Raw genomic sequence first — 21,632 nt, 5'->3', positions numbered from 1 at the left:
ACGATAAAATAGCATATGAACTTTTAAATTTCTTTAAATTCCCCATGCTTTCCGAAAAGTATGGGGAATACACAAAGAAAAGATACCGGCACAATCCTAGAAGGTTTTAGAAAGAATGATGAAAACATTCTGGAAGAGGTTTACCTAAGTGTTTTCCCACGGGTCAGGGTCCACATCCTCAAAAACAGCGGCAATGAGACCAAGGCAAAGGATATTTATCAAGAGGCGTTCATTGCGTGTTGGCAAAATGTAAAGGACGACAAATTTGACGGAACCGGAAGTTTGGAGGCGTACCTGTTCACCATTGCCAAGAACAAATGGACGGACCATCTAAGATCCGCCCGGTTCAAGAAAACGGTCCATCAAGATGTAATACCCTTGATCGATCAGGAAGAGGACGAAGACCAGGACAACGAGATTCAAAATGAACAGGACATCATGAAACGAGCCCTCCAAGAATTGGGAAGTGGATGCAAAAACCTTTTGACCCTCTTCTATTTTGAACGAAAAAACATGGAAGAGATAGCCGAAAAACTCGGCATTGGAGCGGCATCAGCCCGAAACAAAAAATACCGGTGCATGGAACAGTTACGTGCACTGGCCCAACACATCAAGAACAATGGATAAGGAACCTACATATTGGACCCTTGAAGAACAGGACCTTTTTGAAAGATACCTTCTTGATGGGATGGATGCCCAAGAAAGGGCTGCTTTTGAGTCCCAACTGCAATCCGATTCCAACTTGAATACCAAGTTTTTGGAATTTAAGGGATTGTTTCGGACCATTGAGGAAGAAGGTCTGCGTTCCAAATTGAACGATTTTCACAAGCAACTGGAAGACGATGCCCAGATCAGACCCCTTCATACAACCTCCTACCGGTTACTTTTCCGGGTCGCGGCCGCCATTGCACTTTTGATTGCCCTCGGGGGTATTTGGTATTTCTACATTCCCAATGCCAACGAAAGGCTGTTCAATGCCTATTTCACCCCAGACCCTGGTTTACCTACGGTGATGGGCAATAGCGACAACTATGATTTTTATGAAGCCATGGTGGATTATAAACAGGGAAATTATACAACTGCCGCGCAGAAATGGGAAAATTTGTTATCGCAAAAAATGGACAACGATACCATCAATTATTTTTTGGGTGCGGTCTATTTGGCCAATGAGGAACCCAGCAAAGCGATTCCCTATTTTGATCGTGTGCTTGGTAACACCCAATCTTCTTTCCAAAGCGAAGCGGCATATTACAAGGGCTTGGCACATTTGAAGAACAATGAGGTGGAGGCAGCCCTCAAAAGTTTGGAGCAAACTTCAGATGAAAAGGGCCGGGAATTGGCCAAAAAACTCCGAGATTGATTCGATATGGGCAAGGGTTTCGCATATTTCCTTTTGGGGTTTGTCTTTTTGTTGCAGACAGCCATGCATGCCCAACAGAAACATCCCATACTAAAAACGCTGGATAGCCTTATCGCTGCGGACGCCTTCGGGAGCGCACAAGAAATCATTAAAGCTGAAATAGATAGCAAAACAAAAGACCCTTCCCTGAACTTGGGCTGGTTGGTCTATCCCCTTGCAAAGTCAGAGTTTCTGCTGGACCATGCGACCCATTTTCCAATGGCACAAGAGCTACTGAAGGATATTCAGTCCAAGAATCAGGCAGATTCCGTCCAATATGAAGCATTTCTGGGGCTAGGGCTTGCCCATGTGGACCAAGGCAGTGTTCTCAAAGCCAATCAGTATATGTCCCGTGCCAATGCTTTGGCAAACACCATGCAGGACGCACAGCGTAAGGTGGCCACAGAGTTTCATTTGGGAGAAATAGGTCTCAAGCTGGGAGATGTTGACCAATTGATGGCCCGCACGGACAACGCACTTCGGTTGATGGAGGCCCATCCAAAAACAAGATTTCCCTTGGCACCAAGAATACTGAATTACAAGGCTTCACTGATGCACTTCATGGCCAAACCGGACAGTGCCGATTATTATTTTGACAAGGCCATCCGGTCAATTGATCCCATGGACAAGGATGCTGAACAGCTGTACTATCTTCCCGGCACCATTTATGGTAATTGGACCATGGTGAAGCAGAGTGCTGGGGACTATGGCACGGCCATGGAACTTACCTTAAAGAGTATTTCAAGTTTCAACACCTTTTTACAACATACGCACAACCACCCACTGACGGAAAAGGTGCATGGCAACCTGTCCATCGCCTACAGAAACCTGGGCAGCCTCTATAACGACTTCGGAGATAAGGAAAAGGCCATCCAAGTGGCCACATTGGGGTACAATCACGCCAAAAAATACTTTCTTCCCAATACGGTGCAATATTTCAGTGCCGTACTGATGATGGCGGAGGCCCATCTTTATGCAGAAAACCAACAAAAGGCCAGAGAATACCTCAAAGAAGCGGAGGAATCCTTGGCCTCGGTGCCAGGAGACAATTGGTCCTATGCCGCCAATCTATATTTTGCCCTGGCAGACCTTGAAAAAAAAGAGGGAAATTTTTCGGAAGCCATCACCAATTACCAAAAAACTTTGGATGCTTATACCCATAGCAGTGCCGATGAATTCAGTCAAAACATCATTTTTGCACGGTCCAACTTGGCCCAGGTCTATGCAGAGAACGAACAGTTTAAGGAAGCATTGGATCTTATTGACAACACCTATTCCAAAGTAGCTGAAGCCTATGGTGCACAGAGCTACTTGGCCAAAATGATGCAGCTCAGCAAAATCAAGATCTACTTTCTAAAAAGTGATTTTGAAAGCGCCATCAAACTATGTCAGCAACTATTGGATGGGTATGGTGGCATCGCCGATGTGGAAAACCGACCTTATCTCTGGAGCGAACAGGCCGAAATTCTCATGTATCTGGCCAAATCCAAATTGCGCTCGTTGCCCCATGTGCCCAAAAATCTTATTGAAATTGCGCAGATCATCGATGATGCCACGGCACTGGTTGAAAAGCGAAAATCGTTGGTCACCTCCCAAGAAGGGGTGAGCAACCTTATTGCCAACAACAGGGAGGTCTTTAATGTGGCCAAAAAGGTGTATATGGAACTTTACCGGCAGACCAATGATGATGCCTACCTCGAAAAAGTCATGGCCTTGCACGAATCGTCCATTTACAACCGGATTCGGGCGCGGTTGAACCTAACCGCTGATGCTTTGGCGCCCATCGACATTAGGGAGCAGGAAAACTCGTTACGCAATCAAATCAATGGTTTTTTTGATCTTGAAGGGAACGAAACACAGTTCAATGTGGCGGAATGGGATTCACTCAATAGGTCATGGCAAGACCATTTGGGGTTTCTGCAAAAGGAACACCCAAAGTATTACAGGATGCGATATGCCTCCATTGTGGAACCGCTTAAAAATCTAGGGCAGCATATCCCGGCCAATACCACGCTGGTCCGTTATTTTTCCGACGGTGACGACAACTACGTCTATGTTTACCAAGACGGCGGGTCCCACTTGATAAAGTTGGATCCGTTAAAGGATTTCTGCATAGCGTCCATATCCGATTACAGTGTTCCGGAAGCTGAACTGTTTGATTGCCTACATCAACTTTACCAAATCGTATGGGCACCTATTGAAGGCATTGTAAAAACCGAAAATGTCATCATTTTTCCGGATGGAGAGCTGTTCAACCTTGCTTTTGAATTGTTGACGCCCCAAAAAATAAGTTCCAACCAAGAGCTGGCAACGGGCAGCCTTTTGGCAAAGCACACTATTTCATACAACTACAGCCTGTTCATGCTCGGCAAAAAACAAGGTGTTGTGGGTTTTGAAAAGGATTTTATTGCCTTTGCCCCCGAATTTGATGAGGAAATGAAGACCAATTACCAAATGGCCATTTCCGATTCCCTGTTTTTGGACCAAACGTACCTTACGTTGCTTCCCCAGCCGTTTAGCTCGGAACTGGTGAAAAAATTCAGCAGAAAGTTTGATGGCCGCTCATTCTTGAACGAAAATGCCTCCAAACAACTGTTCACAAAAAATGCCAAGGAGCACAAGATCATACATATTGGCACCCATGCCGAATCCAACAATGTAAGCCCGGAACTTTCGCGATTGGTGTTTGCCAAGAATGTCACAGATTCTTTGGACATCAATGACAATTACCTGTACACCTATGAAATCTATAACCAAAACCTCAGTTCCCACTTGGCCATACTGACAGCCTGTGAGACGGGAAAGCCGACTTATCAGCCAGGGGAGGGGATGATTTCATTGGCACATGCCTTTAATTATGCGGGCAGTGAAAGTGTTTTGACCAGCCTTTGGCAGATTGATGAAAAATCCAGCAATGAAATATTGGAACGTTTTTATGGCCACCTGTCGGAAGGAAAACCAAAACATGTGGCCCTTCGCTTGGCCAAATTGGATTATTTGGCTGATGGCCAAGGGCGTACTCTACATCCACAGTACTGGGCTGGACTGGTCTTGATGGGGGATACGTCCCCAGTGGAACTCTCTCGACCCGCTTTTTGGCCTCTATGGGTTGTGGCCGCCCTGATTGTGCTGATTGTGGCCGTGGTCTTCCTAAAAAAGAAAAGCTCCCATAAAGGGAGCTGATCCAAAAACCAACTAACTACTGAACATCAGTTTTTTCTTTATCCTTGATTGTTGGGGACATTAGGGTTGTTGTCGTCAGGATCTTCATTGGCAGGAACCCCATCGTTGTCGTTGTCCACAAAGGTGCCGTCCCTTCCCACAAAGAGCTGGAAGTTTATGGGAAGAAAAGTATCCATGACCTGCGCATTGTATTCGTTGCTCGGAGCGGAGGTGACAGAAATAGCAGAGAATGTGCCCCCGGCAAGATAGGTGGACCTTACCCACACCTGGGCGGTTATACCATTGAAACGGAGAAGGCGTGCCTCAAACTGGGAAGGGATGCCTTCAAATGAATTGTTTGCAGAGGTCCTGCATAGCACATCAGGGGTGCCACTGAAGCCATAATGGGCAAATACGCCGTTGATTTCATTGGCGATAATGGCAGTGGCGGAAACCTGCCCGTTCAATTGTGTGTTGGGAATCCATCGGAAAACCACAGCTTCATCATTTCGAACCACATTGACACCCAAAGTACCGGTTTGTGCATCGGTAATTTCAAAAGCCGAAAATCCTTGGGGGTATATAAATCCCAAAAGAGGGTGCAAGCTATGCACAAACTGTCCCCCTGGATTGTTGACCGTGGGGACTTGGGTCAAAGGTGCAGGGATAGAGTGGGCAAATTCCCAATAGATACCCGTTAGCCCAGTGGCATTTGCACAAAGGCCTTGCGGTTCTGCATTGGCCAGGCCGTTGTTGGAATCGGAATCGGAACTACAGCCGATAAGACATAAAATAATCGTTGATACAAATAAGGTTGGAATACGTTTCATTGTTTTTCTTTTTCCATATATCGACGGAAAAGGAAAATGTCATCAATGAAGTGGACATATTATTGGACAACATTGCCACGAGCTGTCCGCGCGCTTGAATCGTAAAGGTTCCATTGAAAAGTCCTTTTGAGTTTAAGTTCTCTTTAGAAAACTGACAATAAAATCTGCCCTTTCGTTTACTGTCAATCGGGGCACCTCGACAAGGTCGTATTGATATCCCCGGTAGGTCTGGATCATTTTATTGTAAGTGAAAACGGCTTCGTTCCAATCCTGTTTGCGTTGTGCATCGGTTTGGTAAATGTCCTTCCACGGGGGCAAAATGAAGACATTACTATTGTACCGCAAGGTTTCCGATGTAGTTTTCATTTCTTTGTCAATGGGAATGCCTTCAAGGGATGCATAGCAAAGGGCATCCAAAAAGCCACGGTCGAAGAATACGGGTTGGGTCCCACTGTACCCCTTGATTGTTTTTTTAAAACTTTTCACGGAACGGTGGAACATCATTTCCATGTACCTTTTTTTGTTCTTCCAAGGTAAAGCTTCGCCATCGATTTCCTGTTGTTCTTTTATGAGCTCGCGGGCGATTTCCGGAACTGTGGCAATGCCCCTATTCCGGAGTTCGTTCAATAGGGTGGTCTTGCCTACGCCTGGGCCACCTGTGATGATATAAAATGGTATATGTTCCTTAGGTGTCTTCAAAAGCGTTTTGGGCAGGTTAAATAAAGTTGATTTTTCGCTTTTCGTTAAATAAATGGTCGGCAAAACTACAAACTTCTACTAATCTGGAAACGATAAAACGGCACATTTGGGACAGTTGTGCGACTATGGCGAATCATTTGCTTCCAAAAAAGCAAAGCGCCACGAAGATACAACTTTAATGTTCCCTCTGATGGCGTCGAACTCTTCCTGTTCCAACAGATGCCTTTACCCTTTCGAACAGGTTGGGAGGGAGGGTTCTGTCAAGATTACGATTTGGATCCCATGAATAGGAAGTTATCCATTCGTCTTGGATTGTATGCGTGGAAGTCAACCTTGGGAGGCGAGCTGTTTGGCAAGCTGCCCCAATTGTTTGAGTTTGTCATGCAATTCTTCGGTCCAGGGCAGGCCATAACTCAGCCGCATGCAGTTGTTGAACTGATCTTGGAGGGAAAACATCCGACCAGGGGCAATGCTGATTCCCTTGCGTATGGCCATGTCGTAAAGGTAGGCCGTATCGATGCCCTTGTCCAGTTCCATCCAAAACATAAACCCGCCTTGCGGTTGACTGATCCGGGTCTTTTCCGGAAAGTGTTCCGATATGGTCCTGGCATAGTGCAGACTATTACTGTATAATTGTTTTCGCAATTTTCGCAAGTAATTTTCATAACGGCCCTTTTCCAGAAAATTGGCTATGGCCTCTTGGGTAATCGTAGTGGAGGAAACCGAATGGATCAGTTTTTGATGGATGATCTTTTCCTTATACTTCCCAGGGGCTATCCAACCCACACGGTACCCTGGCGCCAAGGTCTTGGAAACCGACCCTATCCACAGAACCGACCCTTCCTCATCAAAGGCCTTGCAGGGTTTGGGGCGATGGTTCCCAAAGTAGACGTCTCCGTAGAGATCGTCCTCGATCAGGGGGATGCCTGATTTGGAGAGCATGCCCACCACTTCTTTTTTGTGCGCTTCGGGCATGCAACTGCCCAATGGGTTGTTGAAATTGGAGACCAGGATACAAGTCTTGATTTTCGGTATCACTTTTTCCAATGCTTCGAGTTCCATACCCGTGATGGGATGTGTCGGCAATTCGATTACCTTTAGTCCCAGACTTTTAGCAAGTTGCAATATCCCAAAATATACAGGGCTTTCAACGGCAATGGTGTCCCCTTTTTCCGTGAGGGCCATCAAGGCAAAGGAAAGGGCATTCATGGCCCCGGCCGTGGTGACGATATCCTCGCCCTGCAGATGACCGTTCCATGTGTAGGTGAAGCGGGCAATGTCCCTGCGGAGTTTTGCATTGCCCTGTATGTTCTCGTAGGCCGTGCCGCTTCCATCCAAGGTTCTCATGGCACGGGCCAGTTCCTTGTTGAGCTTGGCGATGGGAAGGAGGTCGTTGGCAGGTACTCCAAGGGAAAACCGGGTGATGTGGCCTTCGTTCAAGCTCCCATATACCTTGGCGATCAGCGCCTCGACACATTCAGGACCATACGTCCCATCGGGGGAGCTGGTGGAGGGAACGGAAAGGGAACTTTGCTTGTAGGTCACAAAAAAGCCTGATTTGGGCCTTGATATGATCAAACCGTGGGCCTCCAATTCCAAATAGGTCTGGAGGGCCGTGCTCATACTGATCCCATATTCCTTTTTCAAGGTACGCAACGAGGGCATTTTCTCCCCCGTTTTTAAGGTTCCGCTTTTGATCTGTTCCGAAAGGGTTTCGGCCAATTGTTGGTATAAAGTGATGCCCATATCTATCTGTACCCTTCAAAATTAATGAAATTGTATCTGTACTCTTCAATGTTATCGCCTTTATTTTGTGTGGACGAACAGCGGTCATCCCTTGGGCAGGAGATATGATAAGGAACGGGGATGTGCTCAGCACTTCACGAAAAATGCGAATAGAAAGGACGACAAACGGGGACCTGACCCATGTGGAAGGGATTTACCAAGAGGCTAGGGCGTATCAGTTCCAGCAGAGTGGCTATGGTTGGCCGATTTTTGAAAGGTCGTTCATCATGGGGGAGATTCTGGAGAAGAGGCATTATAAAATCATCGATGAAAAGGGTCAGATGGTAGCGGTTTTTTCCACTGTCAACACAGAGCCGGTCATTTGGGACGATAGCCATGGAACGGAGGCCATCTATTTGCACCGTATGGCCGTACGTGGGGCATACAGGGGGCAAAACATAGTAGGAAAGATTCTGGATTGGGCCATGGCAAAAGCAAGGATGGAAGGAAAAAAATACATCCGGGTAGATACCTGGGCAAACAATAGGGCATTGACCGACTACTACCAACGTTTGGGTTTCAAATGGATGGGAAAAAGGAAATTACCGCCTAAAAGTGAGCTGCCTCCCCATTACCATGGTATAGAAGTCAACGTATTTGAAATAAAAGTATGAACAGTATTCACATCGAAGCGTATCGGCCAGAATGGCAGCCTTATTTTGAACGTTTCAATACAGCCTGGATTGAAAAGCATTTTGTCCTGGAGGAAATTGACAGGGAGGTGTTGGGGAATCCGGAAGGGACCTTATTGAAGGGCGGCGGCAAGATATGGTTTGCGCTCCTGGAGGAACAGGTCATCGGCACTGTGGCCCTGAAAATAATCGATGACACCACCATGGAGCTGACCAAAATGGCAGTGGATGAGGCGCATCAGGGCAAGGGGGCAGGCACCAAATTGTGTCGTTACGCCGTGGAGGCGGCCCAGAGAATGGGGGCCAAGAAACTTGTCCTCTATACCCAGTCCATGTTGAAACCTGCCCTTAACATTTACCGTACCTTGGGATTCCGGGAGATTTCTTTGGGGGAGGGAACCTATAAAAGGGCCGATACGAAGATGGAACTGGTCTTTGCCACCGATGAGGACCTGCACCGATACCCCATCGGAAAATTTAGGGAACCGGAAATGGTCACGGCGTCGATGAGGTTGTCCTTTGTCCAGACCATTGCCCTGTTTCCCGAGGAACTGGAAGCCATGGTAGGGGGGCTGAGCGATGATCAGTTGGACTTCCCCTATCGAAAGGGAGGTTGGAGCATCAGGCAACTGATCCATCATTTGGCCGATTCCAATATCAATTGTTTTGCCCGTATCAAGTTTGCCCTAACGGAGGACAACCCCATCATCAAACCCTTTCGTGAAGAACAATGGGCGGAAACACCAGATGCCAAGCATTTTTCGGTGAACGCTTCCCTCCTGATTTTGAAAGGACTCCACTCCCGATGGACCCTGTTGTTGGAGACCTTGGATGCCGAGGACTGGAAACGGACCTTTTTCCATCCCGAAGTGAAGAAAAACCAGTCCGTCGAAGAGGCGATGGCCAAATACAGTTGGCATTGTAGGCACCATTTGGCCCATATTTCTGCTGCCAAGGAAACAATGGGATGGAACTGAACACAGGACCATATCATATCAGAACCGGGGTTGAACAGATGGACATTGGGGAGATTCATCGGTTCCTGTCCATGGAAAGTTACTGGGCAAAGGGAATTTCATTTGAAATGGTCAAGGAGTCCCTGAGGTACTCGTACTGTGTTGGGATGTTCCTGGAGGACTCCCAAATTGGTTTTGCACGATTGATCACCGATTACACCACTTTTGCTTATTTGGCAGATGTGTTTGTGATGGAACCGTACCGCGGGAAAGGGCTCTCCAAAAGATTGATGCAGCATATCATGGACCTAGATGTTGTGATGAGATGCAGAAGGGTACTTTTGGCGACCAAGGACGCACATAGTCTTTACAACCAATTTGGTTTTACTGCTCCAGGGCATCCCCAAACCTTTATGGAAACCAGAAAGAAAGATGGGTACGGCACTGGTCCGGGTGCATGCCCGCCCGTTGGGGTCCACAAGGGAGATATACAAGGGAACAATGGATAAGGAAAGAAAAGTGCAGTTGAGGGAAAGCTTCCATCGCTCCAAGATCATGACGCTGTTCAAGGCCACCGCTACAGGGGTGACAAAGGGGTATTTTGAGATCACCGTCCCGAAACAGGATTTTATGGTCCGTACGGCAGGCATGTTCAATGGAAGCACCATGGCCACACTGGTGGATGTATCGGCGGGATATGCGGCCGCCTCAGTAAAACCCTCGGAGAGTTACTTGACCACCGTGGAACTCAAGGTGAACTATCTTAACCCTGCAATGGGGGAAATGTTGGTGGCCAAGGCCCAGGTCGTGAAAAATGGAAAGACCTTGACGGTCGTACGCTCGGACATATATGCGGTGTCCAACGGGAAGGAAACCTTGGTGGCCACTTCGCTGGTGACCCTGATGAGTTTGGCACAAAAAGCTCCAGATGCGCAAATTGATTGATACCATGGGTTTGAAAGGGAACCGCTTAGGGCTTTGTCCAGAAGGAAAGGGAATTCCAGTTTCCATGTCATACGTAAACGAAATAAAACAACAGGATATGAAAGCAGATTTTACACAAAAATGGCTCAAGGCCTGGAATGGCCACAATTTGGATGAAATCATGGAGCATTACAGCGAGGATATCGATTTTGTTTCCCCCATCATCCAAAAGATGGGAATAGATCCGGGGGGCAGGATATCCGACAAGGGAAAATTGCGGGCATATTTTTCCGAAGCCCTTCAAAAATACCCAGACCTCCATTTTGAATTCTATCATGAACTGACCGGAGTGGGATCCGTGGTCTTGTATTACAGAAGTGTCAATGGCTCCCTTTCCGCAGAGTATATGGAGTTGGATGGAAACGGAAAGGTATGCAAGGTCAGGGCACACTATACACAGGTGTAAAACGCATGATGGGATGGAGAGTTGATCAAGGAGGATGTACACCGACAATGGGATTTCGATTTTATACTGTACAAACCCTGATGGGAGTCTTTCACCGTGCGCTATTGGAGGAGTTGCTTAAGGGCAATGGGGTAGATGACTCTATGCAGCGGTGGATACCAAATCAAAACCGAATGGGAACATGACCATAAACAAAGACAATGCCCCCTTCCATACATGGGGAAAGAACTGTGGGGCCTGGACCTTGGTGCAATCGGAAAGCATGGTTGTCAAGGAGGAAAGGATGCCTCCAGCTACCTCTGAACGATTGCACTACCATGTCAAAACCGAACAATTCTTCTATATTCTTGAAGGCTGCGCCACCTTTTTTTTGGGTGAAAGGGAAATCCTTCTTTTACAAGGTGATGGTATCAAGGTACCTCATGGACAGCCCCATAGGATTGTCAACCGATCGTTGAAGGACTTGAGGTTCTTGGTGGTTTCATTCCATTGGGGGGAAGGGGATAGAGTGGATATGTAAGGAGGTCTGTACTTAGCTGACTTTGGAGGGGGGTCTTGAGGGGGGCGTGTCCCAAGGGACCTGGCTTTCCGTTGCAAGGCCTGCCCAAGGGAGGGCTTTTCACTGCAATCCCTCACGCGGACGCAAGGGGAAGGATGAAGAGAGATGTGGCGAGAACAGGGCTGCCCTGTTCAAAGGTGTCGAAACAACAAGCCTGTCCCAAAAGACAAAGGATCTTCATTCGTGAAAAATGTATTCATCGCAATGTCATAGGGCAAATCTTCATACAGCTTTATAAGGGGATAAAATTGGGATAGATACTCTTTGAAATTAAAAATAAGTATCATATACCAAAAGGAATTTCCGTCCCGATCTTCATCGGCTTTTTGGTCATGGGATGCACAAATGCTACCTGTTGCGCATGCAAACAAAGTCGTTCTGACCGGGTGCCATATAAATTGTCGCCAACAATTGGCGCATGTAGCCCTGATTTATGGGCACAGTGCACCCGCAATTGATGCGAACGTCCCGTGACAGGATTCAATTTGATCAAAGTTTGGGTGGCTGTCTTTTGTATCACCTCATAAAGTGTCAATGCAGGTCTGCCATGTTCATAGTGTACCATTTGCATGGGCCTGTTGTTGATGTCCAAAACAAGGGGAAGCTCAATTTTTCCCGACGTTTCTTCAATAGGTTTTTCCAGTATCGCAAAATAGGTTTTGTGAATGGTCCGCTCCAAGAATTGTTGTTGGAGCAGCTTGTGCGCTTTTTTGGAAAGGGCAACGATCATGATCCCCGAGGTATCTTGGTCCAGCCGGTGTACGATCATTGGGCCATTGGCATTGGGATATTTTTCCAGAATACGGGTCTTGACCGAATCCTTTATGTGCCTGCCCGGGACGGACAACATGCCAGCTGGTTTGTTCACGACGACCAAATGTTCGTCCTCAAAAAGAATTTCCAGTTTCTTTCCTGCTCCAAAATTTTCCAACAAGGGGTTTGGTTTTACGGGAATTCCCTTGAGCATATGCGCCAAAATAGGGCGGCATTTCCCTTTACAGGCTGGGTAAAACTTGCCATGTTCCCGTACTTCCGAATTGGGGGAAGGACCCCACCAAAACTCAGCCAGGGCCACAGGTTTCATTCCCTGTTGAAAGGCGTACTGAAACAGTTTTGGAGCCGCACATTCCCCAGCTCCGGCAGGTGGAACATCTACCCCAAAATCGGTAAAGACCGTCTTGACATCTTTGCCTTCTCCGAGACTGTTCAAAAAAATGTAGGATTTAAAAATGGAGTCCTGTAGCTCCATGGACTTGGCTTTACGCTGGGTTTTTAGTGCTTCAATCCGTTCATGGAACTTCCCATATGCGGATATTGCCTTTTCTAGCCGCAAGTTCTCCGAACGGGTAAAACGTCTCAGGTCCATTCCTTCATTGGCCCCTTGATTTGCCAAGTCTTCCAGGAGTTTATGGCGTTCATTTTCAGGAAGGTGCATTGACTCTTTCCTGAGCCTGTCACGTTCCGTTTTGCCCTTTTTTGCTGCTTTCTTGGCGGCCAATATATTTTCTTTGGTCTCTTCGGTGGTTTTTCTTAATTGCTGCTCGGCACTGATGAACGCATCACTTTCTTCCAACGCCATAACTTCTTTGTTGATGGCATTGATAGCGGCCATTTCTGGAAAATCCTCCCCTTTTGGCAATTGATGGACAGGAGGTACAAAAGGCAAGATTTCCAGTTCAGGTTGTAGCTCCCCCGAATAGGCACTGAGATACCCAAGTCCACCGTCTTTGGTTTGCACCACAAGAACCCCCAACATACGTCCGGTTGGTTGATTCACCAATTTCGGTAGACTTTGTTTCAATCTATGTTGAAGGTCTTGCGCCGCTTTTTTGGCAATGGCAATCGGTGTATAAAAATGGGGATATTCAAATGAATCAGGAAGGGGGTCCTCTTCATTCGTTGTCAAATAAACTATTTTGGATTCTTCTAAAGGTGCACCAGTTGCCAATCCCTGTTACTTTTTTAGTTGATTATTTCTCCTGAATGGATTTGATGATTCTTGCAAATTTAGAGTTCTTCCGTTGATAAGCTATGTTAGGGTTGAAAAGTAAGGGTTGACTTTTGCATCGGTACCATTTCTAACTTAAACTAGCTCGGTAATTCAAACCAATTTTGGAAATGCATGGAAATGGCAAGATGGAGCTTGAATAACATTTTCTGATGTGAATTGAATATATTTACTACACCGAACCCTACTCAAAACGTGATTGCTATGAAACGTTTGTATAGAATTGTATTATTCCTTTTAATTCTATTCCCCTTCTCAAATCAGGCCCAAAAAGTGGAGCCTAAGGATATTGTTTTGCTTGTGAATAAGTTTAAAAACGATATTCGAGGACCCTACAAGGACATTCGTTGGTTCTGTACCGATGGGAGCATCCGCGCACCCAAAGACCCATGTCCTGATGAGATAGGGCCAGGGGTGCAGCACGCCCGATATAAAGATGAAGTGGTGGCCTTGGGGAAATCCAATCACATTTATTTGGGACAAATTTTGGCCTATACCGATAAGGAACCTTTTTGGGATGCCGAAAACGACCATTCCCGATTGAAACAGTACCAACTCGACAAATATTTGAAGAGCGTGGACAATGGTTGGATCAATCAAAAAGGACAATTTTATAGGGGTGCCATCCAAGCTGAGGATGAGGAAGCCTGGGGCATCGAATTTTACAAATGGCTTTTGGATAAGGATGAGGTTCTAAAGAATGAGTTTTTCTTGGTGCGACAATCCTTGAAAGATATTCCTCACAACGGGGACGATAATGTGGCCCAGAAGATGCGGAGCGAATCCAAAGTAATATCCGATCTGTATCTGCCGTTTATGGATTTACGAGTGAAGATTCACAGTCAACCTGAAGAAGGCGATATTCAAAAAGTGGTTCGGTTCAAGCAAGCGCATAGCACTAAATTGACTTCGGACATTTCCAAGAAAATAGACGAGTTGGTGGCCACCATGAAGGAATTCCATAAGCCCGTGGACATTTCGGCACTTCCCAAAATGGCTCCACTTGCCAAAGGAACCGATTTAGGGAAGAAAATCGAAGGTTTTGCTTCCAATTCGGCATTGATGGGCAATCCAAAATTGCTGTTGGAGCAAGCATCACAACTCTTGTTTGACATCAGAAACGGCCTTTTGGAAGAGAAAAGACCCGAAGCTCGACTCCAACTCCTTGATGTTTCCTTAAAACTGGAAGAAATCGTATTCAAAGGTTCGTCCGATTATCAACCCGAAACCTTGAAGGAACTCCTGCATAAAATCTGCTATTTGGGCATGGCCGTTACCGGGTCGGGCTATTTGGAACAATGGGAATGGGACCAACTGGCCAGTGACCTCACCAATTATGAAACCCAGGAACGCTCCCTCGGCGAGTTGACCGAAGTATTGAACCGGGCAAGGGCAGCAGTGGAGTGGAGCGCGGCCATGGTTAAGGCTAATTATGATGCAGTCGTAAAGGAATATGTTGCTTTTGAACCGCTTACCGCCGGTTTTGTGGATGACAAGATCCGTGGTTCCGTGGCGCTACATTTAGGGCAGAGCGTGGGGGAATTGGGCAATCTGATTTCAACGGAATCCCAATTGGCGAACAAAGTAATGGACCTACGGAACCAAAGTACCATCCGTGGTCTTAATCCGGGCTATGCTTTTGGGGAGTTGGTGGTCGTGGGAGGCAGTTCGGATGATATTGAAGTTTCTTCGGACAAAATCTATGTGTTCCAACGCCCGCCTTCCGATTTAAAACCTGTTGCAGGTATCGCCACCGTTGCCGAAGGAAACATGGTCTCCCACGTGCAATTGTTGGCCCGCAACTTGGGGATTCCCAATGCGGCACTATCGGATGAAAATTTGCAAAACCTTCAAAAGTATGACGGTACTCGGGTGTTCTACGCAGTTTCCAACAAAGGGAATGTCATTCTGAAACCCGAAAACCAAATGACCAAAGAGGAATTGGCGCTTTTTGCGAAAGTGGAACGGAAAGAAGAACGTATTGAGGTTCCTGTGGGGCAAATACGGTTGGATGAAAATAAGGTATTGGACATGCGGAACGTGGATGCGGATGATTCGGGTAAACTGTGTGGTCCCAAAGCTGCCAATTTGGGTCAGCTCAAAAAAATGTTTCCCGAAAAAGTAGTGGAGGGACTGGTTATTCCTTTTGGGATTTTCAGAACGCACATGGATCAAAAAATGCCCGGTCAAGAAGGTTCGTATTGGCAATTTTTGACCAAAATGTTCCAAGAGGCCAACCGGATGTCGGCTTCGGGCATATCCGAAAAGGAAGTCGAAAACTACCAATTGCGACAATTGGAGACATTGCGGGATGCCATTAAAAAAATGCCGCTGCAAGACAGTTTTGTGGACCAATTGGAAAAAGGGTTCAAAGACGTTTTGGGCTCCGAATTGGGAACCGTTCCCGTGTTCCTTCGCAGTGATACCAATATGGAGGATTTGAAGGATTTTACGGGTGCAGGGTTGAACCTCACCATTTTCAATGCAGTGGATAAGGAAAAAATCTTGGCAGGCATCAAGGATGTTTGGGCCTCGCCCTACACCGAACGAAGCTTTAAATGGCGTCAAAAATACTTGTTGAACCCCGAAAATGTCTTTCCATCCATTTTGGTGATTCCCAGTGTGGATGTGGACTATTCCGGAGTGTTGATCACCAAGGGAATCAGTTCAGGAACGGATAAGGACCTTACCGTGGCGTTCAGTAGGGGAGCGGGTGGCGCTGTTGATGGTCAGGCTGCGGAACAATACCTCATCAAAGATGAAGGCGGTTATACTTTGTTGGCCCCTGCCCGAGAACGTTTCTACAACAGTCTCCCCAAAACGGGTGGTACCGAAAAGAAAAAGGCCACTTTTCAGGACCGTGTGCTCAATGAACAAAACATTAGGGAAATCCGGGAGTTGGCCCAAACCATTCGGGAACGGGTTCCCAAAGAGACAAATTCCGATTACGAAGGGGCCTATGATGTGGAACTGGGCTTTCAGGATAATAAGTTGTGGTTATTCCAAATCCGGCCTTTTGTGGAGAACAAAAAGGCGTTGGGGTCTACTTATTTGGAGTCCATCACCCCAAAAATCGACCTTGACAAACATATTTCACTTTCCAAAAAAATGTAAATGAAAAAGATACTTGCTATAGGATTTTTAGGTTTGATGGGATTGGGATTCACCGAATTTGTGGAATATCCCATCGATGGGTATGAACGTACGGGAATAAAACGGCTCAAACGCCTTGAAATGATCAAGAATGGGGAACTGAAGGAGACTTCTAATCCCTTGCCTGAAGGTGCCAAAAAATCATGGGAGGACATCCAACTGAACCTTCGCTCCAGAAAAGAGGATAGTGTGGGCAGCTTTTTTGTGGTGGATGAATCCTTCCAAAAGGATATCGGGGCACTGTTCCGAGGGCTTGACAAAAGCTATTCCCTCACCATTATGGATATTTCCGACCCGGATAGTGTCCGGTACGCCGAACGGAACAAGACCTTTGGCTATCAGCCGGGAAGTGTGGGCAAATTGGCGGTCCTTGTGGCACTTTTTGAACAACTGGCCAAAATTTACCCGGATTCCTTCGAGTTGCGTACCCAATTGCTCAAAAATAAGGTGGTAAAAGCTGGCGTGTGGGGCCTCACCGATGAGCACACCATTCCCATTTTTAATGTGGAGAAGAACACCTTGGTCAAACGTCAGGTGATTGCCAGCGATGTGTTCAGTTTGTATGAATGGGCAGACCACATGCTTTCCGTGAGCAACAACGGAGCGGCAAGTATCGTATGGCGCGAGGCACTTTTGATGGCCGCTTTTGGTGAAAAATATCCTGAACTTACCGAAGAGGAGGCCATGGCCTACTTTAAGGAAACTCCTAAAAAGGAGTTGACCGATTTGGCCAATGATGTGGTGAACCTTCCGCTTCGCGATTTGGGCATTACTTCGGATGAATGGCGACTGGGCAGTTTCTTTACTTCCGGGGCCAACACCTATGTGGGCGATAAGGGTGGAAGTATTGGCACGCCCTATGGCCTGATGAAGTTTTTGGTGCAGTTGGAACAGGGTAACGTGATTGATGAAGCCAGTAGTCTGGAGATGAAACGCTTGATGTATATGACCGATAGGCGTATTCGCTATGCGCAATCCCCAGTGTTGAAAGAGGCTGCTGTGTATTTTAAATCTGGGAGTCTCTATAAATGCGACCGTAGTAAGGGAGAAGAGTGCGGAAAATACATGGGCAATGTGCAAAACTTCATGAACTCCGTCATCATTGTGGAGCACCCGGACAACTGCAGATACATGGTGGTGTTGATGACCAACGTGCTTCGGAAAAACTCAGCTTCGGACCATATGTATTTGGCCTCTGCCATCGACAAGATTGTTAGAAAAGGCTGATTTCTTCCATAGATTTTACGGCAAAATCCTTGATTTTCGGGTTGTCATCGGCAACAAAACGTTCCAGCAGCGATTTAAACCGACTGTCTTTTTGCTTTCCGATGAGGTAGATGACGGCCAGTTTCAGGTTGATGTCCGGCACGTTCAGCAACTGCTCAAAGCATTCCATTTCACTGGGAATGGCATGTTTGATTTTCTGGATGGCCTCTTCCGAAGAAAAGTCCATCGTGGCCTCCTCAATGATCGGTAATAGTTTTTGTTTGAGATTGCCCGTCAGCAGGTTGTCCAAAAACTCTATGGCCTTGTTCCGCGATTCTTCCTTCGGGCTCAAAAGTCCCAAATAGGCCTTTTGCACATCTTCCTGCACATATTTCAATCCCAAAAGTTTGAATATACGTTCCAAACCTGAATCCAGTCTTCGTTCCAAAAGTTCCAACAGCGAAGCACGGGCATCCCTTTCTTCGGAATCGACAGTGGCCCCTGATTTTTTCCGGTTTCGATAGGAAATAATAATCTGAGTGTGCATGGCCGAAAGCGTCTGATGGTACAGTTTGCATTCCTCAAAAATCTTGGCCACAATTTTAAACCGATTGAATCGTAAGGTAGGCCGTTCTTTCCGGATGTCGCTGAGGGCACGGACCACCTCCAACCGAATGCTAAGGTCAACATCATCGAACAATTTAAACAGGGAATGGACCGCTTCTTTGGACATAAATGACTTGATGACCAGTGGTATAAATCGGCAAATGTCAAGGTTTACGGTACGGTTTTTTACATGGGAGACCAAAATGGGAAGAATCCCAGGCCCATAATTGTTCAGTGCCTCAACCACCAAAGTACGCGTGGTTTTATGGGGGAGCAAGTGCAATAATTTGTTGATGAACATGGGCCTCATGCTGATACCCGCGGCAACGATGCCCGCTTTTTTTAGTTCATCATCCTTACCCTCAAGGCTGTCCATGATCACCGGATAATATTGGGGGTAACCCGAAGTGGCAATGGTCTTTAACACCAATGCATTTATGGAATGCTCTTTTTGGGCCAATCGTTTTTCCAATCTTCCTGCCAAATCATGTCTCGATTTCAGGGTCATGTTACCAGCACTTTCCCTTGCTAAGCAGTAGAGAGCCGTATCTTGAATCAGCGGGCTCTCCGCATCCAGAAATTGGTCAAAAATATATGCTTCATTTTGGTCCGAATGCAGCAATAGATACTCAAAAGTGGCCAGGGTCAATTCTTCATCCCCATACCCCAAAAGTTCATTGATGTTGACGACCATGGTGGTGCTGTTCAAAAAGTAGAGGTTACGCATGGCGGCAGCTTTCACTTTTAGCGAAGGATGGTCCAACAATCGGATGACATCATCCAAAAATCGTCTATCGTTGATTTCCATCAACTTGTTCAGCATAAAAAGGAGCTGTTCTTCGGTTCCGCTTGAAAAAACGCTTTTCATTCCCTCAACTACGGAAAACTTTTTCACCCTTTCGGAGGAAACGTTGATTGTTTTATCGGTGGTGTTTTCCAGATTTTTTTTGAAGGTGGCGTAATATTCTTTGCGCAAGACCCCCACAAAGAATATCCACACCAAGACCAAGCCAATGATCAAGAGGGTAATGCTGGTGGTCCCGAGGTCAAGCGCACTGACAAAGAAAATGAGCAGCAAGCCCGCAAAACCGGTGGCAATACTGTCCACTACCACATCGATAAAGGATTTGGTCCGGCTCTTCAGGTCTAAGGGTAGGGGAAGCACCAATAATTCTGAGGCACTTTTATTGATGGATTGTTTCAATACCCCGTCCATTGCCTTGATGGCGACGATTGCGGAGAGTTCGGGCAGTATCAAGAAAAAAACTGCGCCAAAAAGAATGCCCAACGGCAATAGGAGCAAGGAGAATCCAACCCCCCAAATACCTACAATACGGTGGGTAAGAAAGAGCTGCACGGCAAGCGACAATAAATTGAATGAGGAAAACCAAAAGGCCAAAAATGAGGTCAGTTCCTCTGGGTCTTCAATGGCTTTGGCGGCAAAATCACTGAACAGGTAATCCACCAATTTGGCCACCAAAACCCCAACGGCCACGGTCAAGGCCATGTAGGTCAGATGTCGGGATTTTTTGATCAATGTATAGGGATGGCCATCGGTCAGGGAGATGCGCTTTTTCTGTTTGAACTCATCCAATTTGTTCACCCGAAGCCTCCAAATGAACCGCAGCAAGGGAAAACACCCCATCAGCAGCAGGGCCGCAATAAAAATCATCATTTCATTGCCAAAAAGGGGAGCAAAAATGGACGTAAGGTATCCTCCAAAAATTCCACCTAAAATAGCTCCGGAACCAATAAAACCGAAAAGGCGTTTTGCATCCCGCACATTAAAGACCAAATTGGCCAAGACCCAAAATTGGGAAGCGGACAACACGGCATAAATGGCCACCCAGATGTAGAAAAAGAAGAGCAAATAGGTGTTCATCAATCCCAATTTCAACAGGCTTCCCAAGGCCATTAGGACCAAGATGGAACTGGTCAGTGTGGTTTTTATGATGTGGTTTAGGCCAAATTTGGCCAGTACCCGGGTGTAGAAAAAGGAACTGAGAACGGCGGTGAGAGCAACCAGGACGTAGGCTATGGAAAGTTTTTCGGCACCCAGTTCGGAAAGAAACAGGGCATTGATGGTCGGCTTAATGATCAACAGTACGGAGATGATCAGAAAAATGTAAAAAAACATATAAAGGGAGATTTTGTATTCCCCTTTTCTGATGTCAAAAAAGTTGTTTGCCAGTCTATAGATCATTGGTCGTGGGGCTATCCAATGACTAAATTTCGGGTTTTTTCAATACTTTTTCGATGGGTTTGACCAAATTTCGAATGATTTGTTCCCCATCGGGATCATCCACCAAGGCCACTAGGATATACCTTCGGTTGGATTCTTTGCCCCAGACGAGTATGGAATCGGAATGGTAGGTTTTCCAAGATCCAGATTTGCGAAAGAGACGTGCGGTTGGCGCAATGACGTCCAAGGTGTTCACGAATTTGTGATGGAGCTCTGGGTTCTCCATAATGCTCAACATCTGCTTGGATCTCTTTTCATTGACCAGTCTGCCATTGGCCAGCAAGTAGTAAAAGCGGCAAACTTGGGTCACTGAAGCGGCATGGCTAAGTTGTTTCAAAGGTTCCCTGTTGGTGTCACCGCCACCTCCGTAGCGCTTGCCCACCCATAGGCCCCCTCCATTGTCCTCATCGTAAAATTCATAATTGGGATCGGTCATTACCGATTCTATTTTGGCGTAGCCAATTCGGTCGATCATGCGGGTGGAAGCGGCGTTGTCCGATTTGCTGATCATCAGCCGCATGTCCTTTTTCACTTCTGGCGTCTCCACAAGTTCCCCTTTTTCCAGGGCGTCCATGGCAGATAGCAGAATAGCAATTTTAGGGAGACTGGCGGCATACATCATGTAGTTTCCGTTGATTCGGGCAAACCTGACATTTTCCGGGTTGCTCAGATCCACAATGCCAATGGCCATTTTCTTTTGTGAAATTAAATGGGCCCAAACCTCATTGCCCATCATTTCCTCTTCCAAGTTGGCCTGAAGGGAATTGTCCACCAATTTTGTGAGAGGTTTAATGCTTTCATTCCCCAGTTTCAAAGGCAGGGTTTGCTGTCCTGATAGTGACGAACACAGGGCGAAAAGAAAAATTTTAAGCAGGATGTTCCTCATTAAACTGCATCGTATTAAAAACTAGCCAAAAATATATAATCCAATAACGCACAACATGTTAAAAATATTTTTTTAGATGAAATTAAATAATAAGCATTGGTGCGGTTTAGCAAACTTAC

17 protein-coding genes are annotated in these 21,632 nt (G+C 46.4%); 11 read left to right on the top strand and 6 right to left on the bottom strand.

All coding sequences use genetic code 11. The features are described 5' to 3' along the window. Positions 1 to 60: 60 nt before the first annotated feature. From SD450_RS16445 to SD450_RS16435, 3 genes are read left to right on the top strand one after another with little or no spacing between them, the layout of a single operon-like run. Complete coding sequence (locus tag SD450_RS16445) at positions 61 to 627, top strand: RNA polymerase sigma factor (protein ID WP_318345546.1); 567 nt, start codon at positions 61 to 63, stop codon at positions 625 to 627. Continuing rightward, entirely contained in the window at positions 620 to 1,360 is a 741-nt protein-coding gene (locus SD450_RS16440; RefSeq protein WP_318345545.1) for a tetratricopeptide repeat protein, read from the top strand. Before SD450_RS16445 ends, SD450_RS16440 begins: the two co-directional genes overlap by 8 nt. Before the next feature lie 6 nt (positions 1,361 to 1,366). Continuing rightward, on the top strand, positions 1,367 to 4,582 hold the full coding sequence (locus SD450_RS16435) for a CHAT domain-containing protein (protein ID WP_318345544.1): 3,216 nt from the start codon (positions 1,367 to 1,369) through the stop codon (positions 4,580 to 4,582). 38 nt (positions 4,583 to 4,620) lie between these two features. On the opposite strand, the gene SD450_RS16430 is transcribed toward SD450_RS16435, so the two are convergent. From SD450_RS16430 to SD450_RS16420, 3 genes are all read right to left on the bottom strand, one after another. Next, positions 4,621 to 5,391 (bottom strand): hypothetical protein, encoded by a 771-nt coding sequence (locus SD450_RS16430; protein WP_318345543.1) that lies wholly within the window; start codon positions 5,389 to 5,391, stop codon positions 4,621 to 4,623. A 132-nt stretch (positions 5,392 to 5,523) separates the two neighbouring features. Further along, positions 5,524 to 6,090 carry an AAA family ATPase gene (locus tag SD450_RS16425; RefSeq protein ID WP_318345542.1) on the bottom strand — a complete coding sequence of 189 codons (567 nt, stop codon included), beginning with the start codon at positions 6,088 to 6,090 and terminating at the stop codon, positions 5,524 to 5,526. Between the two features lie 327 nt (positions 6,091 to 6,417). Then, entirely contained in the window at positions 6,418 to 7,836 is a 1,419-nt protein-coding gene (locus SD450_RS16420; RefSeq protein WP_318345541.1) for an aminotransferase-like domain-containing protein, read from the bottom strand. Between the two features lie 65 nt (positions 7,837 to 7,901). Here SD450_RS16420 and SD450_RS16415 point away from each other — a divergent pair, with 65 nt between their 5' ends. From SD450_RS16415 to SD450_RS16390, 6 genes are all read left to right on the top strand, one after another. Further along, positions 7,902 to 8,489, top strand: a complete 588-nt coding sequence (locus tag SD450_RS16415) for a GNAT family N-acetyltransferase (RefSeq protein WP_318345540.1) — start codon at positions 7,902 to 7,904, stop codon at positions 8,487 to 8,489. Continuing rightward, on the top strand, positions 8,486 to 9,484 hold the full coding sequence (locus SD450_RS16410) for a YfiT family bacillithiol transferase (RefSeq protein WP_318345539.1): 999 nt from the start codon (positions 8,486 to 8,488) through the stop codon (positions 9,482 to 9,484). The genes SD450_RS16415 and SD450_RS16410 overlap by 4 nt, the downstream gene beginning before the upstream one ends. Further along, positions 9,475 to 9,972, top strand: a complete 498-nt coding sequence (locus SD450_RS16405; RefSeq protein WP_318345538.1) for a GNAT family N-acetyltransferase — start codon at positions 9,475 to 9,477, stop codon at positions 9,970 to 9,972. The genes SD450_RS16410 and SD450_RS16405 overlap by 10 nt, the downstream gene beginning before the upstream one ends. Continuing rightward, positions 9,965 to 10,408, top strand: coding sequence for a PaaI family thioesterase (locus SD450_RS16400; RefSeq protein WP_318345537.1), 444 nt, complete (start codon positions 9,965 to 9,967; stop codon positions 10,406 to 10,408). Before SD450_RS16405 ends, SD450_RS16400 begins: the two co-directional genes overlap by 8 nt. Next, entirely contained in the window at positions 10,392 to 10,853 is a 462-nt protein-coding gene (locus SD450_RS16395; protein ID WP_318345536.1) for a nuclear transport factor 2 family protein, read from the top strand. Before SD450_RS16400 ends, SD450_RS16395 begins: the two co-directional genes overlap by 17 nt. A 181-nt stretch (positions 10,854 to 11,034) precedes the next feature. After that, complete coding sequence (locus tag SD450_RS16390; protein ID WP_318345535.1) at positions 11,035 to 11,373, top strand: cupin domain-containing protein; 339 nt, start codon at positions 11,035 to 11,037, stop codon at positions 11,371 to 11,373. Positions 11,374 to 11,695: 322 nt separating this feature from the next. Here the strand turns inward: SD450_RS16390 and SD450_RS16385 are convergent, their stop codons facing one another. Beyond that, positions 11,696 to 13,318 carry an RluA family pseudouridine synthase gene (locus SD450_RS16385; RefSeq protein ID WP_318345534.1) on the bottom strand — a complete coding sequence of 541 codons (1,623 nt, stop codon included), beginning with the start codon at positions 13,316 to 13,318 and terminating at the stop codon, positions 11,696 to 11,698. Positions 13,319 to 13,720: 402 nt separating this feature from the next. On the opposite strand from SD450_RS16385, the gene SD450_RS16380 reads away from it, so the two are divergent. Both SD450_RS16380 and SD450_RS16375 read left to right on the top strand, forming a co-directional pair. Next, positions 13,721 to 16,534: a PEP/pyruvate-binding domain-containing protein gene (locus SD450_RS16380; RefSeq protein ID WP_318345533.1), complete on the top strand. Its 2,814-nt coding sequence runs from the start codon at positions 13,721 to 13,723 to the stop codon at positions 16,532 to 16,534. Then, positions 16,535 to 17,800, top strand: a complete 1,266-nt coding sequence (locus SD450_RS16375) for a serine hydrolase (protein ID WP_318345532.1) — start codon at positions 16,535 to 16,537, stop codon at positions 17,798 to 17,800. On the opposite strand, the gene SD450_RS16370 is transcribed toward SD450_RS16375, so the two are convergent. Both SD450_RS16370 and SD450_RS16365 read right to left on the bottom strand, forming a co-directional pair. Then, positions 17,787 to 20,522 carry an NTP/NDP exchange transporter gene (locus tag SD450_RS16370; protein WP_318345531.1) on the bottom strand — a complete coding sequence of 912 codons (2,736 nt, stop codon included), beginning with the start codon at positions 20,520 to 20,522 and terminating at the stop codon, positions 17,787 to 17,789. The two genes, SD450_RS16375 and SD450_RS16370, sit on opposite strands and share 14 nt — an antisense overlap. Before the next feature lie 88 nt (positions 20,523 to 20,610). Beyond that, complete coding sequence (locus SD450_RS16365; RefSeq protein ID WP_318345530.1) at positions 20,611 to 21,441, bottom strand: serine hydrolase; 831 nt, start codon at positions 21,439 to 21,441, stop codon at positions 20,611 to 20,613. Positions 21,442 to 21,632: the final 191 nt, after the last annotated feature.

Source organism: Flagellimonas baculiformis (genome assembly GCF_033441575.1).
Classification (GTDB): Bacteria; Bacteroidota; Bacteroidia; order Flavobacteriales; family Flavobacteriaceae; genus Flagellimonas; species Flagellimonas baculiformis.
This window is presented reverse-complemented; position numbering and strand designations above follow the sequence as displayed.